Source organism: Butyricimonas sp. Marseille-P2440 (genome assembly GCF_900091675.1).
GTDB classification, from domain to species: domain Bacteria; phylum Bacteroidota; class Bacteroidia; order Bacteroidales; family Marinifilaceae; genus Butyricimonas; species Butyricimonas synergistica.
This window is the reverse complement of sequence record NZ_LT594610.1, coordinates 1,855,936-1,875,140: the sequence shown is the minus strand read 5'-3', so window position 1 is coordinate 1,875,140 and position 19,205 is coordinate 1,855,936. Positions and strand designations below refer to the sequence as shown.

The 19,205-nt window shown below is 50.4% G+C and carries 14 protein-coding genes and 1 pseudogene; all 15 read left to right on the top strand.

Annotated features, from left to right (window positions below; translation table 11 throughout):
* Positions 1 to 15 precede the first annotated feature (15 nt).
* Entirely contained in the window at positions 16 to 573 is a 558-nt protein-coding gene (locus BN8899_RS18935) for a hypothetical protein (protein WP_065220529.1), read from the top strand.
* A 32-nt stretch (positions 574 to 605) separates the two neighbouring features.
* Positions 606 to 2,471, top strand: coding sequence for a TlpA family protein disulfide reductase (locus tag BN8899_RS18930; protein WP_065220528.1), 1,866 nt, complete (start codon positions 606 to 608; stop codon positions 2,469 to 2,471).
* Between the two features lie 31 nt (positions 2,472 to 2,502).
* Positions 2,503 to 3,009: a TlpA disulfide reductase family protein gene (locus BN8899_RS18925; RefSeq protein ID WP_065220527.1), complete on the top strand. Its 507-nt coding sequence runs from the start codon at positions 2,503 to 2,505 to the stop codon at positions 3,007 to 3,009.
* Positions 3,006 to 3,521, top strand: coding sequence for a TlpA family protein disulfide reductase (locus BN8899_RS18920; RefSeq protein ID WP_065220526.1), 516 nt, complete (start codon positions 3,006 to 3,008; stop codon positions 3,519 to 3,521). The genes BN8899_RS18925 and BN8899_RS18920 overlap by 4 nt, the downstream gene beginning before the upstream one ends.
* Before the next feature lie 48 nt (positions 3,522 to 3,569).
* Positions 3,570 to 4,064: a peroxiredoxin family protein gene (locus BN8899_RS18915; RefSeq protein WP_065220818.1), complete on the top strand. Its 495-nt coding sequence runs from the start codon at positions 3,570 to 3,572 to the stop codon at positions 4,062 to 4,064.
* On the top strand, positions 4,061 to 4,597 hold the full coding sequence (locus BN8899_RS18910; protein ID WP_082987134.1) for a TlpA family protein disulfide reductase: 537 nt from the start codon (positions 4,061 to 4,063) through the stop codon (positions 4,595 to 4,597). Before BN8899_RS18915 ends, BN8899_RS18910 begins: the two co-directional genes overlap by 4 nt.
* Positions 4,598 to 4,635: 38 nt before the next feature.
* Positions 4,636 to 6,993, top strand: coding sequence for a S9 family peptidase (locus tag BN8899_RS18905; RefSeq protein WP_065220525.1), 2,358 nt, complete (start codon positions 4,636 to 4,638; stop codon positions 6,991 to 6,993).
* A gap of 6 nt (positions 6,994 to 6,999) precedes the next feature.
* Complete coding sequence (locus tag BN8899_RS18900) at positions 7,000 to 8,658, top strand: S8 family serine peptidase (protein WP_065220524.1); 1,659 nt, start codon at positions 7,000 to 7,002, stop codon at positions 8,656 to 8,658.
* A 7-nt stretch (positions 8,659 to 8,665) separates the two neighbouring features.
* Entirely contained in the window at positions 8,666 to 9,178 is a 513-nt protein-coding gene (locus BN8899_RS18895; protein WP_065220523.1) for a hypothetical protein, read from the top strand.
* 52 nt (positions 9,179 to 9,230) lie between these two features.
* Positions 9,231 to 12,701 carry a SusC/RagA family TonB-linked outer membrane protein gene (locus tag BN8899_RS18890; RefSeq protein ID WP_231932428.1) on the top strand — a complete coding sequence of 1,157 codons (3,471 nt, stop codon included), beginning with the start codon at positions 9,231 to 9,233 and terminating at the stop codon, positions 12,699 to 12,701.
* A 10-nt stretch (positions 12,702 to 12,711) separates the two neighbouring features.
* Positions 12,712 to 14,229, top strand: coding sequence for a RagB/SusD family nutrient uptake outer membrane protein (locus tag BN8899_RS18885; RefSeq protein WP_065220521.1), 1,518 nt, complete (start codon positions 12,712 to 12,714; stop codon positions 14,227 to 14,229).
* 11 nt (positions 14,230 to 14,240) lie between these two features.
* Positions 14,241 to 15,170 carry a hypothetical protein gene (locus tag BN8899_RS18880; protein ID WP_065220520.1) on the top strand — a complete coding sequence of 310 codons (930 nt, stop codon included), beginning with the start codon at positions 14,241 to 14,243 and terminating at the stop codon, positions 15,168 to 15,170.
* Positions 15,167 to 16,597 carry a TolC family protein gene (locus tag BN8899_RS18875; protein WP_082987133.1) on the top strand — a complete coding sequence of 477 codons (1,431 nt, stop codon included), beginning with the start codon at positions 15,167 to 15,169 and terminating at the stop codon, positions 16,595 to 16,597. The genes BN8899_RS18880 and BN8899_RS18875 overlap by 4 nt, the downstream gene beginning before the upstream one ends.
* Before the next feature lie 38 nt (positions 16,598 to 16,635).
* Positions 16,636 to 17,538, top strand: a complete 903-nt coding sequence (locus BN8899_RS18870) for an HlyD family secretion protein (protein ID WP_065220518.1) — start codon at positions 16,636 to 16,638, stop codon at positions 17,536 to 17,538.
* Positions 17,539 to 17,545: 7 nt separating this feature from the next.
* Positions 17,546 to 19,205, top strand: a pseudogene (locus tag BN8899_RS21395) (ATP-binding cassette domain-containing protein).

Sequence of the window (19,205 nt, the reverse complement as noted above, 5' to 3'; positions counted from 1 at the left end):
TTTAATATTAAAGGGATGAATAGAATTTTGATTTTAGTCGTGTTCGCGTTTATCGGAGGTGGTTTGTACGCGAACAGCGGAAAGAGTTTGTCAGAAAGAGAGTGTAAATCAGTTGCAACGGATACGGTCAAAAAGGGAAGTATCGATTTCCAGAAATTGTTCCAAGCGGCTGCGGCTTCGGGGCAAAAGCCTATGATCCGTTTGACACAGAATATTACCCCGGTGAATGTCTCTTCCACGAACAAGCAGGTGAAGGTGTTGAAGTACGTGATCAACGATACGATTTGCATGGTTTGCCTGGATGTGAGCGGTTGCAAGGGAAAGCTGAGGGGAATTGACACGACTGCTTATTTGCAGACGGGAAGCCCGGATCGCACGTATAAGATTAAATCCGTGCAGGAAGGGAAGTTGCCCGCGGACACGAAGACGGCGTTGACGTGGGATGCCAAGCATGGCATGCTGACGCTGGTATTTCCCCCGGTAAAGATGGTGTCCGGCGAGTGGGACTGGGATCTGGTGTTATCGACGGCAAAGGATGGCGTGAAAATGAAGACGACGTTCCAGAAAAGGTAGAGTCTTGGTAAAGATAGAGTTAAAGAATTAGCATGATGAATAAAAGTATTTTTGTTGTGCTGCTGTTACTATCCTGTTTCAGCGGCATCGGGCAGACTCGTGTTATCGAGAAGCCGTTGTTCACGTGGCGGACGGTGGACGACGTGGAGGTCCGCAAGGTGACGTTGGGCCCCGAGGAAACGGTGGTGACCTTGGACGCCTCGGCTTGCGGGGGACGGTTGACGAAGGTGAATAGCGGGCTTTACCTGCAAGCGGACGGACAGCATTACGCGTTGCGGGAGTGCCGGGGCGTAACGTTGCCCTCGAATATCATGAGTGGGGTGGAGATCGATGCGGCTAACCCGTGTTTCGATCTGGTATTCCCCGCTTTGCCGGAGTCCGTGAAGTCGGTGGATTTAGTCTTTTACAAGAGTGGTAAAGGGGGATCTTATGAAATCCTGGATATCCAGTTGGAGAAAAAGCGCACCGACGTGTTGAAGCGGGTGCCTGCAGATTTGAGAAAGTATAAATTTGACCATACCCGCTCGTGGGAGAAGCCGGTGTACCGCTCCGGGCGGACCCGGTTGGAGGTGCATTTGCTGGGGTACAAGCGGGAGATGGGCGAGTTGCTGGCGATTTCGTGGGACGGGCTGATGCCGGGAAGTAAGGAGATGCTGGTGGGCGAGGACGGTTCGGTGGTGTTGGAGGTGAACCAGTATATGACCACCTTGTTCCAGGTGCATTGCGGTGCCCGGAATATCGGCGTAGTGGTGGATCCGGGGGAGAACGCCGAGTTGTATATCGATTTGCGGGAAGCTAATTTGCGGTACAGCACCTATTTCCGGGACGGGAAGCGCCGTGCTGCGGGGTATTTCCGGGGCAACCGGATGGATTTGAATCAACGGCTGTTGGCTCGCCTGGATTTAAACGCGGATTCCGGTGATTTGTCTTGGGACAAGGATGTTGCGGTGGATTTCGACAAGTATGTTGATCTTTGCCTGAAGGCGTACCGGGAGGCCTTGGAGGCTTTGGAGCGGGACCGTTCCTTGAGTGAGGAGTACCGCTATTATGCCGGGTTGGAGCTCCAGCTGGCTTGCGTGAACCGGATTCAACGTGTTCGGGCGTGCATGGTGAACGTGTATGGCTGGGGCATGGGTGATGCGCGCTTGCCTCGGGTTACCGCGGGGTGTTTTGAGCGGTTGGCGGGGATTGATCTGAATAATTATGATTTGATGCTGGCGGAGTGGTCGGGGAAAGACTTTTTTTTCCGGTTGTTTAAGTCGGAGGATGAGGTGAAGGGCGTTTTCGGGACGGGATACGTGTTGGATGCCTATCGGGCGTTGGCGTGCCAGAACCGTATCGCTCTCTGTTTGCCGTTGCGGGAACAGGAGATGGCGGTGGTGCGTACGATGTCTAATCCGGATGTGGTGAAGGCATTTGAGACGGCATACGCGGAGGGACCGGCATTATGGAAGGAGCATATTTCCAAACCGGGATACCGGATATGCACGTTGCCCAAGGAGGTAGCGGGCGAGCAGGTGTTCGAGGAGATCCTGAAGAATTACCGGGGACGGGTGGTGTTTATCGATTGTTGGGGGACGGCTTGTGTGCCTTGTATCAAGGCGATGAAGATGATGCACCCCGTGGAGGAGGAGTTCAAGGACCAAGTGGCTTTTGTGTTCCTGACGAACGAGGCTTCGCCGGATGAGTTGTGGCAGCAGATGATACCCAATATCGGGGGCGATCATTACCGGTTGCCGAAAAAGCAGGACCGTGCGTTGGTGAAACAATTTAACATTCAAGGGAATCCTTATTACATTTTAGTAGGGAAAGATGGGAAGGTACGGTACGAGTCGTTGGGGTTCATGGGATGCGAGACGTTGCGGGAGAAGTTGCGGGAGGCAGTGGAGGATTTGTGATTTATGATTTACGATTTATGATTTACGATTTATGAAGAAGTTTGTATTGTTGGTATTTGCGGTGATGTTTGTTACCGGGGTGATGGGACAGGAGAAGAGGGATTGGTATATTGAAAAGGGGTTGGTGAAGTCGTTTTTGAATAAAAAAGCTCCTAAGTTAGTTGTGGAGGAGTGGGTGTCGGCTAAGGCGGATACGGCGGGGAAGTTTATCGTGTTGGAGTTTTGGAAAACCAATTGTAACCCGTGTGTCAAGAATATGCCTCACATGAATGAATTGAACAAAAAATTCAAGCAGGAGGTGGTTTTTATCGCTTTGGGGTCAGAGTCCGCGGAGAAGGTGAAGATGACGAATTGGGTGAAAATCATCGAGTTTTTCATTGCTGTAGACACGAAAATGACAACCAAGCAGGAGTTAGGATTAAGGTTTGTCCCTCACACGCTGGTGATTGATCCCAAGGGAATTGTGCGTTGGGAAGGGGGACCGGAGAACTTGACGGAAGAGATATTGCAAGAAATTATTAAAAAATACAAGAAATGATGAGAAGGATTGTTTTGCTATTGTTTGCCTTGATTTTAGGAGTGTCTGTTTCCGCCCAGGAGAAAAAGGGTAATAAAGATCAAGTGTACAAGTACGTGAAATCTTACTTGAACCAGCCGGCGCCGCCGTTGGTGGTGCGGGAGTGGCTTACGGAGGTGCCGGATACGACAGGCAAGTTCATCTTGTTTGAGATATATGGAACAGTTTGTCCCGGTTGCTGGAAAGCGGTACCGAAGTTGAACGAGTTTCACGCGAAGTATAAGGACCGGATGGTGATCATCGGGGTGAACAGTCATAAGGCCCGCATGCCGCAGGAGCCGGATGCTGATTATTACAAAGGGGTGGATAAAGATAATGTAACACGTGAAGCATTAGTATTGAGAGTGGTTCCCTGGGCGTTGTTGATCGACCCGAGCGGTATCGTCCGCTGGGAGGGAAACCCGAATGATCTGACGGATGAGATTATCACCAAGATATTGAAGAAATATAAAAAGAAGAAAAGCAGAAAGTAGTGTTTCATGGGATGCGGTGGAGGATTTGTGATTTATGATTTACGATTTATGAAGAAGTTTGTATTGTTGGTATTTGCGGTGATGTTTGTCGTCGGGGTGAAGGGACAGGGTATTTATTGGGGTGAAGGTATGGTGAAATCTTTTTTAGGAAAAAAAGCCCCGAAGTTGACCGTTGAGGAATGGGTTTCGGCAAAACCGGATACGACGGGGAAGTTCATCGTGCTTGAGTTTTGGAAAATCAATTGCGGACCGTGTATTAAATATATGCCGCATATGAATGAATTGAGCAAGAAGTTCAAAGATGGGGTCGTATTTATCGGAATGGGGTCTGATCCGGCAGAAAAAGTGAAAGCGACAGAAAGGGTAAAAATAGAGTTTTTTAGTGCGGTAGACACGAAAAAGAGCATGATCGGCGATTTGGAATTGAAATTCGTACCCTACACGATGATTATCGATCCGAAAGGAATTGTACGTTGGGAGGGAACTCCGGATAGATTGACGGAAGAAATATTGAAGGACATCATTAAAAAATATAAGAAATGAAACGTATTGTATTGATATTGTTTGCTGTTACCTTGGGAGTGACTGTTTCCGCTCAGGGAAAAAAAGATCAAGATGGCGGTAAAACGGATAACGCTAAAATATTTGAACGTGGTTTTGCAAAGTCTTATTTGAACCAAAGGGCTCCGGAGTTGGTGGTACGGGAGTGGTTGACGGAAGAACCGGATACCGTAGGAAAGTTTATTTTGTTTGAGGTCTACGGTTCTCGATGTCCTCCTTGTTGGAAGGCGGTGCCCAAATTAAATAAATTCCATACGAAGTATAAGGACCGGATGGTGGTTATCGGGGTAAATCATAGCAAGGTGCGTTTACCCGAGGAGCCTGATGCCGATTATTACAAAGGGATAGACCCGGAACGGTTGACATACAAGGCTATGAAGTTGATATTCGTTCCCTGGGCGTTGTTGATCGACCCGAGCGGTATCGTCCGCTGGGAGGGAAGCCCCAATGATCTGACGGATGAGATTATCACCAAGATATTGAAGAAATATAAAAAGAAAAAAAGCAGAAAATAGTGTTGTTATTGGAACGCGGATTGTAAATTTTGTATGTGATGAATAGATATTTGTTATGGATAATCCCTTGCCTGTTCGCCCTTTCGGGAATGGGACAGCATGCCAACTACAAGTTGGCGGAACGGTTCACGGACCGGAGTTTGAGAGCGCTGGTGGGCAGCACGAAGGTGAGTCCTACTTTCCTGAAGAAGAGCGAGAAGTTTTATTACCGTTACACGACGACGGAGGGGACCCGTTATTATTTTGTCGATCCGGAGCGGAAATCCCATCGGGAGATGTTCGACCGGGAATACATGGCGGGGGAGATCAGCAAGGCAACGGGGGAGGTGATGAACCCGACGGATTTGAGATTGGTATTTAAGTTTTTTGAAGGCAATGATGATGTCTGTTTCTTTGAGGTCGCCAAGAAACCGTTCAAGTACGACCTGAAGAGCCGGAAGGTGGTTTGCCTAGATTCGATGCCCCAAGAACCTCGGAAGGTATCTGCATCCAAGCCGAAGAAAAAGACGTACGTGGGGACGTATTCCCCGGACAGCACGTACGTGGTGTACGTGAAAGAGCATAATCTTTACCTGCTTTCCGTGGCAGATTCGGTAGAAACGCAATTGACGACGGACGGGGCGAAGGAGTGTTCGTTTGCGGTGCATGACAAGGGGAAAAATCCCGCCAAGGGGAATGTCACCTGGTTTGCCGGGGGAAAAAGTTTTATCGCGGAACGTACGGATTACCGGAATTACAAGTCGCAGAAGTTCGCCGTGGTGAACAGTTTGGGGAAGCGTCCCGCGTTGAATGAATACGAGTTTGCCGTCCCGGGGGATGATTTCGGGAGCCGGCCGGAGGTGTTTTTCTTCCGGGTGGACGAGAAGAAGCCGGTGAAGGTTGCCACGGAGAAGTGGAGTGGACAGAAATACCAGCTCTATCTGCCGGTCAAGTACGCGACCGTGACGAAGCACGTGTTCTTCACCCGGAAAAAGCGTACTTGCGAGGAGATGGAATTTTGTAAAATCGATCCGGAGACGGGCGAGGTAAAAGTGATGTTCAATGAGGTGAGCAAGCCTTATTGGAATGATGATTATTTTCATGTTTCATTCTTGCGCGAAGGGAATGACATTATCTGGTGGTCGGAACGTACCGGTTACGGGCACTTGTATCACTATGACTGCGACGGGCGTTTGTTGAACGCGATCACCGCGGGCAATTGGACGACGGGCCGGGTGTTGAAGACCGACACGGTGCGCCGGGAGATTTATTTCGAGGCTTACGGGCAGGTGAAAGGAGGCAATCCCTATTGCGCGCGGGTGAACAAGGCTTCGATCGACAAGGGAAAAGTGGTGGTGTTGACCCCGGAAGAGGGCATGCACGATGTCACTTTCTCGGAGTCGTTTCGTTACCTGGTGGACAATTATTCCCGTCCGGACCTGGAACCGCACAGCGTGTTGAGGGATAATAACGGGAAGTTGATATGCGAGTTGTCTTCACCCGATTTGTCCCGCTTGTACGCGACGGGTTGGAAGATGCCGGAACCGATCCGGGTGAAGGCCGCTGACGGGGTGACCGACTTGTACGGTTACATGTGGAAGCCGGTGGATTTCGACTCGACGAAGAGGTACCCGATTATTTCGTATGTGTATCCCGGTCCTCAGGCCGATGCGGTGCCGCGTTATTTCACGCTTACCGGGTATTTCAATATGCCGTTGGCTCAAGTGGGATTCGTGGTGGTGACGTTCGGCCACCGGGGCGGAGTGCCTTTCCGGGAGAGATGGTATCACACGTTCGGGTACGGCAATTTGCGGGATTACGCTTTGGCAGACGATAAATACGGCATCGAGCAATTGGCTGACACGTATTCCTTTATAGACCGTGACCGGGTGGGGATATTCGGGCATTCCGGGGGAGGATTCATGTCGGCGGCGGCTATCTTGACTTACCCTGATTTCTATAAGGTGGCGGTGTCGGCTTCCGGGAATCATGATAACACGATCTACAACAAATGGTGGGGCGAGACGTTCCACGGGATCAAGGAGGTAGCCGAGGGTGCGCCGAAGAAGAACGCGAAAACCGCCAAGGATTCGAGCGCGGTGAGCGGGAAGACGAAGTTTGAATTCAAGGTACCCACGACCATCGAGTTGGCGAAGAACCTGAAGGGCCATTTGATGCTGGTGACCGGCGATGTGGACCAGAACGTGCACCCGGCACACACGCTTCGCCTGGTGAATGCCTTGTTGCTGGCGGGAAAGAATTTCGATCTGGTGATTTTGCCGGGGCAGGAACATGCCTACAATGGCACCCATTTGGATTTCTTCGAGCGGAAGATGTGGTTCCATTTTGCCAAATACCTGTTAGGGGATTATTCGTGCGAGGAGTTTATCGAGTTGGATGATTATTTAAGAAAGTAAGATATAATGGATACGAGAATATTTATATCATGTGTTAGTTTCATTTTTGCGGCTTATGCCGCTTCTGCCCAGCCGAAAGGCGGGCAGAAGCCCAAAGTCTTGCCGGCGCAATACTGGCAGATGGGATCCATGGATACCGAGAAATTCTTCGGTGCGGAGATTTGGAAAGCGTATGATTATTTGAAAAAATACGAGCCGAAGGCAAAGACGGTCGTCGCGATTATCGACGGGGGGGCGGAATTGGACCATGAAGATTTGAAAGACGTGCTGTGGGTGAACCGGGGCGAGATTCCGGGAAACGGGATTGACGATGACGGGAATGGGTACGTGGACGACGTGCACGGGTGGAATTTTGCGGGACGGAAGGATGGCACCCAGCTGGAAACCGGGAGTCTGGAGGCGGACCGGGAATACCTTGTCCTGTCGGAAAAGTTCGATGGAAAGGATATCGCCCGTTTGTCGAAGAAAGAACGTCGGGAATATCGTTATTTCAAAGAGGAGGTAGAGCCGTTCTCTTCTATCGGCCAGGCAAAGCAAAATGTAGCCGACGCGGAGGTAGCCGAGCGGTACACGGAGCAATTTGAAAAGGAATTGCGGGCGATAGACACGGATCGGAAAGCCTTTTCCGGCAGGGATTTGGCCTCGATCATGAAGGAGGATGAACCGGATGCCGACCGGGTTGCGGCTTACGAGTTCTTTCTCAGGAAATTGCGAAGCAATCCGCTGATGTCCTGGACGAAATTGTATGCCCAACGGGGCAGTTTCGTGCAGGAAGCCGAAAAGGAGTACCGGAAACGGATCGAAGTGACGAAGATTTCCGAGCAGGAGCGTGCGGCTTTGGGTGACCGTCTTCACGATGGTGCCGACCGGAAATACGGGAACAACCGTCTTGACGGGAAAAAGAGTTCGTTGCACGGGATGCACGTGGGAGGTATCGTGGGGGCTGCCCGGAATAACGGTGTCGGCATGGACGGCGTTGCCGACGTGGAACTGATGTTTATCCGCCTGCACGAGGGAGATGGCGACGAGCGGGATAAGGACGTGGCGGCGGCCATTTATTACGCAGCGGACAACGGCGCCCGGGTGATCAACATGAGTTTCGGGAAACGTACTTCTCCCGGTCAGGACATGGTGGCGAAAGCGTTGCGCTATGCCGAGAAGAAAGGCATTTTATTGGTACACGCGGCCGGGAATGACGGAGCATCGATCGAGAAACATCATTTGTACCCGTCGAAACATGCGGCCGGGAAAAAGGATTTGAAGCATTGGATTGCCGTGGGTTCTATCGGGATGTCGGGACAGCCGGCAAGATCGTCCAATTACGGGAAACGGGAAGTCGATCTTTTCGCTCCCGGGGATGGCGTTTATTCTACCGTACCGGGTAATAAATATAAGAATTTACGGGGAACGAGCATGGCGGCTCCGGTGGTGACGGGAGTGGCAGCCCTGATTTGGAACTATTTCCCGGAATTGAGCGCCCGGGAAGTGAAACAGGCCATACTGGAAGGGGTGACATCCCGGAAAGGGGAGAAGGTGACCCGACCGGGATTGAGCGGTGCATCGGAGCAAGTTGATTTCGGGGAGTTGTGTGCCACCGGGGGCGTGTTGAATGCCTTGGGAGCCGTGAAGATCGCGGAAGAGATGTATGTAAAAAAATCAAAATAGACGGCAGATGAAGCGGACATTATTCATTATCGGAATAGTTGTGCTTGCCGCTGCCACGGTTGCCGTGTATCGGATTTGTACCCGGGAGAAAGGGGCGGAGGTGGAGGATGTTGCTCCTCTGCTGGGTATTTACGAGGGGGAAGCGACGATCGTGTTGCCCGATCATTTGAAGAAAATGGCGGCCAATATGACGGCGAACGGGCAGAAGCTTTTGCCGGACGGACCGATTCCTTGTAAAGTGGAAGTGAAGTTGAACGAGAAAAAGGAGGTGTGCATGGAACTGGTAGATTTTAAGATGCCCGTGGAGGGGATTGTTCTGGAACCGTCTGTCTGCACGGTGACTCAGGCTGAATCGATTTACCGTTTGGAGGGGAAGGGGAGCGTGAGTTATAACACGCAAACCTTGAATTATTCCCACCAGGGAAAGATCCAAAACCGGGAAATGGAGGTCCAGTTGACTTTGGTGGTCGTCCCGATGGTGGCGGAACCGAAAGTCGTTTTTAAAGGGAAAAAAGTATAATGTGTTGATATCATGATGAAAATGGATGTTTTATTTTAACCAATACATACTTATGAGAGAAAATTGTACCTATTTTTTACACGGGAAAAGTTCGGCAGCTGCTCGGTGGAGCGGGATGGTGAAACTGATCGTGGCATTTGTGATGATTTCCGTCGGGACGCTGGCCCACGGTTCGACCGGAGCGGGGTATTCCACCCTGAAATTTGACGGACAGGCATTGCCGCAAGCGAAATTGAAAGTATTGACGGGCGTGGTACTCGGGCAAGACCGGGATACTTTGCCGGGAGTGAATGTGGTTATCAAAGGGAGCACGCGGGGCGTGGTCACGGATGCCCATGGGAAATTTGTACTTCCGTTGCCGGAGAAGACGGACGGAATAATTATTTGTTTCTCTTTTATCGGAAAAAAGCCAAAAGAGATTAAATTTACCGGGCAAACCGATCTGAAAGTAATCATGGAAGATGAAACCCAGGAAATAGAAGAAGTGGTGATCACCGGATACCAGACTATCGAGAAACGGCACTTGACGAGTTCTGTGACTTCATTGAAGATGGACGACATCATGATGCCGGGGATTACCACGGTGGACAAGATGCTGGAGGGGCATGTACCGGGCATGATCTTTATGCAGAATTCCGGGCAGGTGGGTGCCGCCCCGCGATTGAGGGTCCGGGGTACTTCCACGATACTGGGGACGCAGGAGCCGTTGTGGGTTTTGGACGGTATTCCATTGACCGACCCCGTGAACGTGAGTCCGGAGCAGATCAATGACTTGGATTTCGTGAATCTGTTGGGTAATGCGATTTCCGGGTTGAACCCGAATGATATTGAGCAGATCGACGTGTTGAAGGATGCTTCCGCCACGGCATTGTACGGTACGCGGGCGGCAAACGGGGTGATAGTGATCACCACGAAACAGGGAAAACCCGGTCCCCCGACCGTGTCTTACGGTTTTACAGGAACTTACACGAGGCGTTCCCGTTATTCGGACCGGAATGTAAACGTGATGAATGCCTTGGAGCGTATCGATTATTCCCGCGAGGCGATAGAGAAAGGATTGAGTTACTCGAACATCAGTTCGTGGGTGGGGTACGAGGCTGCTTTGAGGGATTATTATAGCGGTAAGATCACTCACGAGGAGTTTGTGGAGAGGGTCAGTTTTTACGAGAGCAATAACACGGACTGGTTCGATATTATTTGCCGGGATGCGTTCTCTCACAATCACAGCCTGTCAATTTCCGGAGGGTCCGCCAATATGAAGTATTACGCCTCCTTGGGATACAGCCGGGAGAACGGGGTATTGAAAAAGGAACAAGGTGACCGCTATACTGCGATGATGAGGTTGAATTTGAATTACGATAAATTCACCATGTCATTCGGTTTGTCCGGAAATGTACAGGAAAAGCACTATACCCCCAGCGAGGTGGGGTTAATGGGGTATGCTTACAATACCAGTCGCGGTGTACCTGCATACAACGAGGACGGGTCGATGTGGTATTATCCCAAACGGTTTGACGGGAGAAATTTTGATGTGAATTATAATATTTTGCAGGAACGGGACAACACGTCACAGGAAATGAATATGAGCGGACTCTCTTTGACGACCCAGTTAGGATATAAGATTTTCCCGAACCTGAAAGCGGAAGCGACTTTCTCGTACACGATCAACAATTCGGACCAAGAAACCTATTTCGGGGAGAAATCAGCGTATGCAGCTGCCTTGGCGGGTAAAGTATATGACGGAAGCCAGTTTAAGGAAGTGTTGATGCCTTTCGGAGCCGAATTGCGGAAAGAGAACACGAAGAACACGAACTATATGTTGCGCGGGCAGTTGAATTACAATATATTCCTGGATGAGGCGCAGGATCACCTGATCACGGCTTCCGTGGGAGGAGAGCTTTCCTCCACGAAGTACACGGGGATCAAGCAGACGCACCGGGGATACCTGAAAGAGCGGGGCATGTTGATTTCCACGTTCGATGCGGAGAGTTATCCGGATTTCGAAAAGTGGCTGGTGTCCACGCAGGATGCCCGCGGCGTGTTGAAAGATGAGTTGAAAAATGCGGTGTCGGGGTATGCCACGGTGTCTTATTCCTACCAGAACAAGTATATCCTGAATGCCAATATGCGTATCGATGCTTCCAACAAGTTCGGTAGCCGGGCGAACGATAAATTGTTGCCCGTGTGGTCGCTTTCCGCCCGTTGGAACATGAAGGAGGATTTGATGCCGAATTGGGGATGGGTGAATGATCTCTCCTGGCGGGCTTCGTTCGGGTACCAGGGAAATATGTTGGATTCTGAGAGCCCGGAATTGATCATCAAGAAGGGGGATAGGCATTCCCAGATGGATAGTTACCGGTCAACGATTCATAAATTCCCCAACCCGAATTTGTCGTGGGAAAAGACAGCCAGTTTTAACACGACGGTAGATTTCAGTTTTTTCAAGAACCGGGTAAGGGGTAGTTTCTCTTATTTCTACAAAAAGACGAAAAATGCTTTTCTTCAGAAAAAAATATCTATTGTTAACGGTGTACGCCAGTACACCGTTAACCAAGGAACGGTGGAGAACACCGGGGTGGAATTTGCCTTCCAACTCTACCCGATCCCCCCGGGCATAGGTGCTGCCAGTGGCGGGAAACGGGGTTTTACTTGGCGTATCGACCCGCAGTTGGGACAAGTGTTGAATAAGTTGATCAACAAGGTGACGGAGAACAAGAAAGGGGATCGGACTTTGCATGATGATTACACATATGAAGATTACCTGAACGGAAGTGCGCAGGTGGCGGGAAGACCGTTGAATTCCTTCTTCTCGTATGAATTTACCGGCTTGGACCCGCAAAACGGGGCGCCTACTTTTGCCCGGATCGGGGAGGAAAATTGGGAGCAATATGCCGAGATGACGAATGACGGGGTGTGCCTGACGGTGATGGATTATTCCGGGTGCCGGGTGCCTTATTTGCAAGGGGGTATTTCCAACACGTTCGGTTACCGTCAGTTTACCTTGAGTTTTAATTTGGCTTACAGCATTGGTTCCAAGATACGTTTGATGAAGCTGTATGACAACACGAGTTCCAACGTGAGCGCCCCGCAACCGGTGCAGAACTTGCGCCGTGAGTTAGTGGACCGTTGGAAAAAGCCGGGAGACGAGAAACGGACCAATATCCCGGGCATTTTGTCCTCGGCGGATTATGCGAAAACCGTAGACAGTCCTTGGTGGAAAAATGAAAACTCTTATAAATTCGGGGAGAATATCTGGCAAATGTACAATAACGCCGATATTCGGGTCGTGAGCGGCAATTATTTGAAATTGCAAAGTCTCAGTTTCCGGTACAGTTTGCCGGATGACTTGTGCAAGAGGATGCGAGTGAGCGCCATGTATCTGTCGTTCTCGACTTCCAATCTCTTTACCTGGAGTTCCAAGAAGCTGAAAGGACAGGATCCGACCTCCCAATCGGGCTCTGCGTCGTCGATTTCGGTTCCGGTGCTTCCTAGTTACACGTTAAACCTGAATGTATCATTTTAAATAGGGAATTATGAAAAAATATACGATTTATATATGGTGTTTTTGGTTCCTGTTGAGCGGGTGCGGGGATTTTTTGGAGGAGCAGTCACAAGATTTGACTTATGCCGTAAACTGCACCGACCTGGAGGAATTGTTAGTCGGGAACGCTTACGCGTACGGTTTGCCGGATATGATAAGATTATCAAGTGGAACTTTGAAAAGTACGGACCCGAAGTCCGGTGGGTTTTATTTCCCGGGCCTTCATGTGATGGACGATGATGTTGTGGCGTCAGTGTACGGTCAGGAACCGAAAGTTTCAACGGAACCTTATTCGCTTTTGGGCGCATATTACCGGTGGGATGAGAACACGAACCACGACGGCAGCTCGGAGTATGACGACCCGAACTGGATCCGATTGTACACGCATATCGGTGTGACGAATGCCGTGTTGACAAAAGTGGATGAGTTCACGGAGGAGCCGGAGGCGGACCGGAATCGGGTAAAAGGTCAAGCCCTCTTTTTGCGGGCGTATTATTACTATTTTCTGGTGAATTTGTACGCGAAACCTTATTCAGCCATCACGGCGGATACGGACCCGGGAGTTCCCTTGAAGACGTTTGCTTACGTGGATGACCGTTACTGGAGTCGGGCTTCGGTGGACAGCGTGTATCACCAGATCGTGCGGGATTTGCAAGGAGCGGTGGCTTGTTTGGAGGGCATAGAGATGAAAAACCGCTATTGGGCGAATGAGGATGCCGCCCGTTTGCTATTGGGACGGGTGTATTGCTACATGGGCAAGTGGGAGCTGGTGCCTGAATTGTACGAGAAGTTGTTTAGAAAATATGCATTGGCGGATATTGTAGCCGATAGAGAAGCGCCTTATATCTCGATCACGAGTCCGGAATTGATATTTACCATGGGAAAATGTTGTCGGGGAGCAGTTTTCAATAATATGAATTTCGGGGTTTCGTCTTTTGCTATGTCGAGTGAATTGCAACAATTGTATAAAACTGGAGATGCGCGTTTAGCGGTTCGTAGCAGTACGGATTCGCAGACCGGAAGAGTTGCCCCGAAAGGCATGGACGAAAATGTTTCAGATATGTTCACGTTGCGTATTTCGGAGGCGTATTTGAACCAGGCGGAGGCTCTTGCCATGACGGGGGATGAAGCCGGAGCGCGGGCATTGATTCAACAGTTGAGAGAAAAACGGATCGCGGTAGGAAACGTGGGTACCGTGACGGAGAGCGGGAAACAGTTGATCCAATTTATTCGGGAAGAGCGGAGGAGGGAACTTTGCTTCGAGGGGCATCGTTGGTTCGATTTGAGAAGATATGCCGTTTGCCCGAATTACCCGGAGAGCAAGGAAATACGCCATATATCCTACGTGCACACGAGCGGGTCTCAATATCAACAGGGAATGAACGAGGGGTATTATTTGCTGGACGCTTACCCTGCCAAAAACTGGGTGTTGCCTATTCCAGCCTTTGATGTCGAGGAGAATCAAGGCAGATTGGAACAGAATGAACGAAATAGAAGTATCCTTTACTAAAACGAACGCTTATGAAAACAAGAATATTAGTGATTAGCCTGTTATGCCTGCTGGGGTTCGCCGGCTGCGAGGAGGATGATGCTTTGGCGCCTTCTTACAAGGACCGGAACTGGTTGACGGTAGAAGACGACTCGAATGACCCGTTGACTCATCTGCGGTACCGGGTTTACACGGAGCAGGGGGTGAATATATTATACAATGACACCTTGGGAAGCGAGGAACGGTATGACTCGCAGGGAAACCTGTACACGTATTATGAGGTGTGGCGGCCGGGATATGCTATATCCAGTAATAGTGTTCCAAAGTACGTTTTGCCAGATGACCGGGCGGATGTGCTGGCTATGGCGGAGATGATGGATAAGTATCTGTTTGATTATTTGCGCAAAGATAAACGTCCGCTGGTTTATTTCTTGGTGGATACGTTGCGGCAAAATTCTTCTTCCGCGACAACTCCCCCGGAGCGGTATTTGAAATTCCTGACCACGGTTTGTGTCGGGAGAATCGAGGAAGCCCGGCAGATGAGCGATAGCGCGCAGAAGAGTTTTATGGCGGAGTTGGCCGGTTTGGAATACGTGGACGACTTGAAAGGATGTGAGTTGAATACGGATTTGTCTGTCGAGTATGATTCGATCAGGTATAGGGTGCAATTGTCGAATGACTATAGTCCGGTTAACTGGTACAAGGGGATCACGAGCAAAGGGACAAGTACGGTTAGAAAAGTGCCGGAGCCGGAGCTGTTCGGATTCCTGTTTTATTCTTATCGGACAGTAAATCGGATATATGCTCCTTCGGATCAGCAAGATAAGGCAAGTTATATCGGGTTGATATTGAGTTGCACGGATGCGGAGATCCGGGAGAGGTACAAAAAGTATCCTGCCGTGATCGCCAGGTACGAGGTGGTGCGGGAGATGATGGTGAATGCGGGTATATTGGAGAAATGATGAAGAGCATAAATCGGTTAAGGCATCCTTTGGCGGGATGCCTTAGCAAAGCCCTTGGCCTTTTTTTCGGGATTTTAGTCAGTGGTGTACCCGGACGGGTGGTTGCGCAGGAGCGGATCACGATAGAACAATGCCAGCAATGGGCCCTGGAGAATTACCCTGCCATCCGGCAGCACGGGTTGTTGGAGCGGGCGCGGGAATACACGTTGTCGAATATTTCGCGGGCGTATATGCCGGAGTTCAGCCTGACGGGGGTAGCATCGTGGCAGTCGGAGAAGACGGAACTGAAGTTGAAATTGCCGGAGAAGGTGAATATCGCAGTGGATTTGAATCAAGTGGCTTCTGATAATAATACGATGTTGCCCGGTAATGTGACGACGTTGCCGACCGTGAATGTGCCGGTGTCGATCCCGAATATGACGATTCCCGTGAGTGACCAGGACCGTTACAGCGTGTCGCTGTCGTTGAAGCAGGCGTTATGGGCGGGAGGAAGAGTGAAAGCCGGCAAAGAGATGGCAACGGCGGAAATTGAGATGATGCATGCCGGGCTGGATGTGCAATTGTACGAGATCAAAGATAAGGTGAAACAATTGTATTTCGGGTTGTTGACGATAGACGGGCGGGAAAAGCAATTGAACCGGGCGGACGAGATCCTGGACAGTTTGCGGAGGCGTGCCGAGATCGCGTTGAAAGAGGGTATCATTTATGAAACGGACTTGGACGTGATCGACGTGGAGCGCATTAAATACAGGCAGTTGCGGATGGAGTTGAATGCCAAGCGGGAGGCTTGCCTGGGCGTGTTGTCGAGTTTGATCCATCGCCCCCTGACGAAAGAGACCTTGCTGGAGATGCCCAAGGGAACGGCTTCTTTGAGGAAGGAAGAGATCAAGCGTCCGGAGCTGGAGTATATGGACCGGAAGATCAAACGCCTGGATGCCGACCTGAAAATGGTGAATGCCGAGAATATGCCGAAGCTGGGGCTGTTCGCCCTGGGAGGATACGGGAAATCGGGATTGAACACGTTCGACAGTGATTTTAAACCTTATTTTGTCGGCGGTGTATTGCTGAGTTGGAATTTCGGAAAGTTGAACACGTTGAGGAATGACCGGAGGCTGGTGAAAGTGCAGCAGGAAAGCGTGGAGATCATGAAAGAGAGTTTTGTGTTTAACACGCGGATGGAGGTGTTGATGCAAGATGCGGAGATCCGGAAGTTGCAGGAGATGGTGAAAAGTGACGAGGAAGCCGTGCGTTTGCGAGAAAATATCCGGAAAGCGTCCGAGGTGAAGTACGAGAACGGGGTGTACACGATATCGGAATTGATCATGGATGTGAACCAGGCATTGATCGCGCAGCAAGAGAAAGTGCTGCGGGAAGTGGAGCTGGAGATGATGGTGTATTCCAAGAGGGTTACGATGGGGGTGTTGTGATTGACGATTTACGAATTTAGAGCTAAATATTTGGGGAGATGAAGAATAAGATTTTGAGTATAGTGGTTTTGGTTGTTCTGGGAGTTGGTTGCAAGGATCAGGCGGAAGAACGGGATGGTTCGGGAATGTTCGAGGCGAGGGAGATCATCGTGTCGTCGGAGATTAGCGGAAGGCTTGAACGGCTGGATGTCATGGAGGGGGATTATATCGAGGCGGGCAAGGTGGTCGGTCTTGTTGATACGATGCAGTTGCATTGGTTGAAGGTGCAGGCGCAACAGGCGGTGAAGGCAGTAGACGAGCGAATTCCGGATTTGAATAAGGTGCTGGAAGTGTACCGGTTGAAATTGGCGAAGGGGGAGAGAGAGTTGAAGCGGGTGGAGCGTCTGCTACAAGGAAAGGCGGCGACACAAAAACAGTACGATGACGCTAAGGCAATGGTGGACGAGGGACGTTCGATGTTGAAGGGACAGACCCATCAGGCGGAAGTCATGATTGCCGGAGCCCAAGCGGAAAGTGAGGCAATCGCCTTGAAAATCGATCAGGTGAATGACCAGATCCGGCGTTGTCTGGTGGTGAATCCGATAGACGGCACGGTGCTTGCCAAATATTCGCAAGAGAAGGAATTGGTAGCCCCGGTGAAGGCGTTGTATAAAATAGGGGATTTGAAGAACATGCACCTTCAGGTTTATTTGGAAGGGAAACGCATGATGGGTTTGAAAGTGGGGGATCCGGTACGGGTGTTTGCCAAATTGGGGGGCGGTCTGGAGCGGGAGTACCGGGGAAAGATAGCCTGGATTGCCTCGGAAGCGGAGTTTGTACCGAAAACCGTACAGACGGAAGATGACCGGGATAATCTGGTGTATGCCGTGAGGGTACACGTGGAGAATGACGGTTTCCTTCGGGTAGGTATGTATGCTGACGTGAAGTTTAATACGTTATAAACGGTGTATGATTGTAGCGGAGAATATCGGGATGATTTACCGGCAGATGCTGAAAGAGGTGGTTGCCTTGAAAAATGTTTCCCTGGAGGTGAAAAAAGGGGAAGTGTTCGGTCTGATCGGTCCCGACGGCGCGGGAAAAAGTTCGTTGTTCCGGATATTGACGACCTTGTTGTTGCCCACCACGGGGCGGGCTTTCGTGGGTGGGTATGACGTGGAGGACCAATTTCGGGAAGTGCGGAATATCGTGGGATATATGCCGGGAAAGTTTTCTCTGTACCAGGATTTGTCGGTGGAAGAGAACCTGCGTTTTTTTGCCCGGGTATTTGATACCACGGTGCAGGCGAATTACGGGCAGATTAAGGATATATACGAGCAATTGGCACCTTTTAAGAACCGGAGGGCGGGAGCCTTGTCGGGAGGGATGAAACAGAAGCTGGGGTTGTGTTGCGCGTTGATTCATAAACCGGAGGTGTTGTTCCTCGATGAACCGACAACGGGGGTAGACCCGATCTCGAGGAAGGAGTTTTGGGATGTGTTGAAGCGCCTGAGCGGGGATGGAATTTCGGTGTTCGTGTCGACTCCTTACATGGATGAGGCTCGTTTGTGTGATCGAATCGGGTTGATATTCAAAGGGGAGATTCTTGCCGTGGATGAACCGGACAAGCTGGTGAAAAGGCATGACAAGAAATTGGTGGCTTTCCGGGGACGGAATATGTACACGTTGTTGCAGGATATTCGGAAAGAGGCGGCGGTGTATTCCTGTTTCACGTTTGGTGATACATTGCACGTGACATTTCATGAGCGGGAGTATGCTGTCGATGAGATGGTCCGGCGTTTGGAGGTGCGGGGGCATGAAGGTGTGGAATGGTGGCCGATAGAAGCGGGCATAGAGGATTATTTTATGAAACTAACTAATGACAGGTGCGATGGAAAAGGTGATTGAGGTGGAACGCTTGGCGAAGAAATTTGGAAGCTTTACGGCTGTCGACCATATCTCGTTCGAGGTGTACCGGGGAGAAATCTTCGGTTTTCTCGGGGCAAACGGGGCAGGGAAGACGACGGCGATGAGGATGTTGTGCGGGTTGAGTAAACCGAGTTTCGGAACGGGAAGGGTCGTGGGTTTTGATATTAGCCGGGAAGCGGAAAAAATAAAAAGTCGAATCGGATACATGAGTCAGAAATTCTCTTTGTACGAAACGTTGACGGTGAGGGAAAATATACGTCTTTACGGGGGAATTTACGGTATGAGCCGTACGGATATCCGGAAGAAAATGGATTTGGTTTTAAGTGATCTCGGGTTGTCGGAGGAACGGAGTACGCTGGTGCGCTTGTTGCCGCAAGGGGTGAAACAACGGTTGGCGTTTTCCGTGGCAACTTTTCATGAACCTCAGATCGTTTTCTTGGACGAACCGACTGGCGGAGTGGATCCTGCCGTGCGGAGGATGTTCTGGGAATTGATTTATCAGGCGGCCGCGAACGGGATTACCGTGTTCGTGACGACTCATTATATGGACGAGGCGGAGTATTGCGACCGGGTGTCGATCATGGTGGACGGGCGTATTGAGGCGTTGGATACACCGTCTGCATTGAAACAGCGATATGAGGTTCCGGGTATGCAGGAGGTATTTTACTTGTTAGCTCGGAAGGCACAGAGAAAAGACGGATGA

What these genes read in the sequence shown, in the direction of transcription:
- BN8899_RS18890 (WP_231932428.1), top strand. Translation starts at nt 9,231, where the DNA reads ATGAGAGAAAATTGTACCTATTTTTTACACGGGAAAAGTTCGGCAGCT.
- BN8899_RS18875 (WP_082987133.1), top strand. Translation starts at nt 15,167, where the DNA reads ATGATGAAGAGCATAAATCGGTTAAGGCATCCTTTGGCGGGATGCCTT.
- BN8899_RS18920 (WP_065220526.1), top strand. Translation starts at nt 3,006, where the DNA reads ATGATGAGAAGGATTGTTTTGCTATTGTTTGCCTTGATTTTAGGAGTG.
- BN8899_RS18930 (WP_065220528.1), top strand. Translation starts at nt 606, where the DNA reads ATGATGAATAAAAGTATTTTTGTTGTGCTGCTGTTACTATCCTGTTTC.
- BN8899_RS18905 (WP_065220525.1), top strand. Translation starts at nt 4,636, where the DNA reads ATGAATAGATATTTGTTATGGATAATCCCTTGCCTGTTCGCCCTTTCG.
- BN8899_RS18900 (WP_065220524.1), top strand. Translation starts at nt 7,000, where the DNA reads ATGGATACGAGAATATTTATATCATGTGTTAGTTTCATTTTTGCGGCT.
- BN8899_RS18880 (WP_065220520.1), top strand. Translation starts at nt 14,241, where the DNA reads ATGAAAACAAGAATATTAGTGATTAGCCTGTTATGCCTGCTGGGGTTC.
- BN8899_RS18935 (WP_065220529.1), top strand. Translation starts at nt 16, where the DNA reads ATGAATAGAATTTTGATTTTAGTCGTGTTCGCGTTTATCGGAGGTGGT.
- BN8899_RS18870 (WP_065220518.1), top strand. Translation starts at nt 16,636, where the DNA reads ATGAAGAATAAGATTTTGAGTATAGTGGTTTTGGTTGTTCTGGGAGTT.
- BN8899_RS18915 (WP_065220818.1), top strand. Translation starts at nt 3,570, where the DNA reads ATGAAGAAGTTTGTATTGTTGGTATTTGCGGTGATGTTTGTCGTCGGG.
- BN8899_RS18895 (WP_065220523.1), top strand. Translation starts at nt 8,666, where the DNA reads ATGAAGCGGACATTATTCATTATCGGAATAGTTGTGCTTGCCGCTGCC.
- BN8899_RS18910 (WP_082987134.1), top strand. Translation starts at nt 4,061, where the DNA reads ATGAAACGTATTGTATTGATATTGTTTGCTGTTACCTTGGGAGTGACT.
- BN8899_RS18885 (WP_065220521.1), top strand. Translation starts at nt 12,712, where the DNA reads ATGAAAAAATATACGATTTATATATGGTGTTTTTGGTTCCTGTTGAGC.
- BN8899_RS18925 (WP_065220527.1), top strand. Translation starts at nt 2,503, where the DNA reads ATGAAGAAGTTTGTATTGTTGGTATTTGCGGTGATGTTTGTTACCGGG.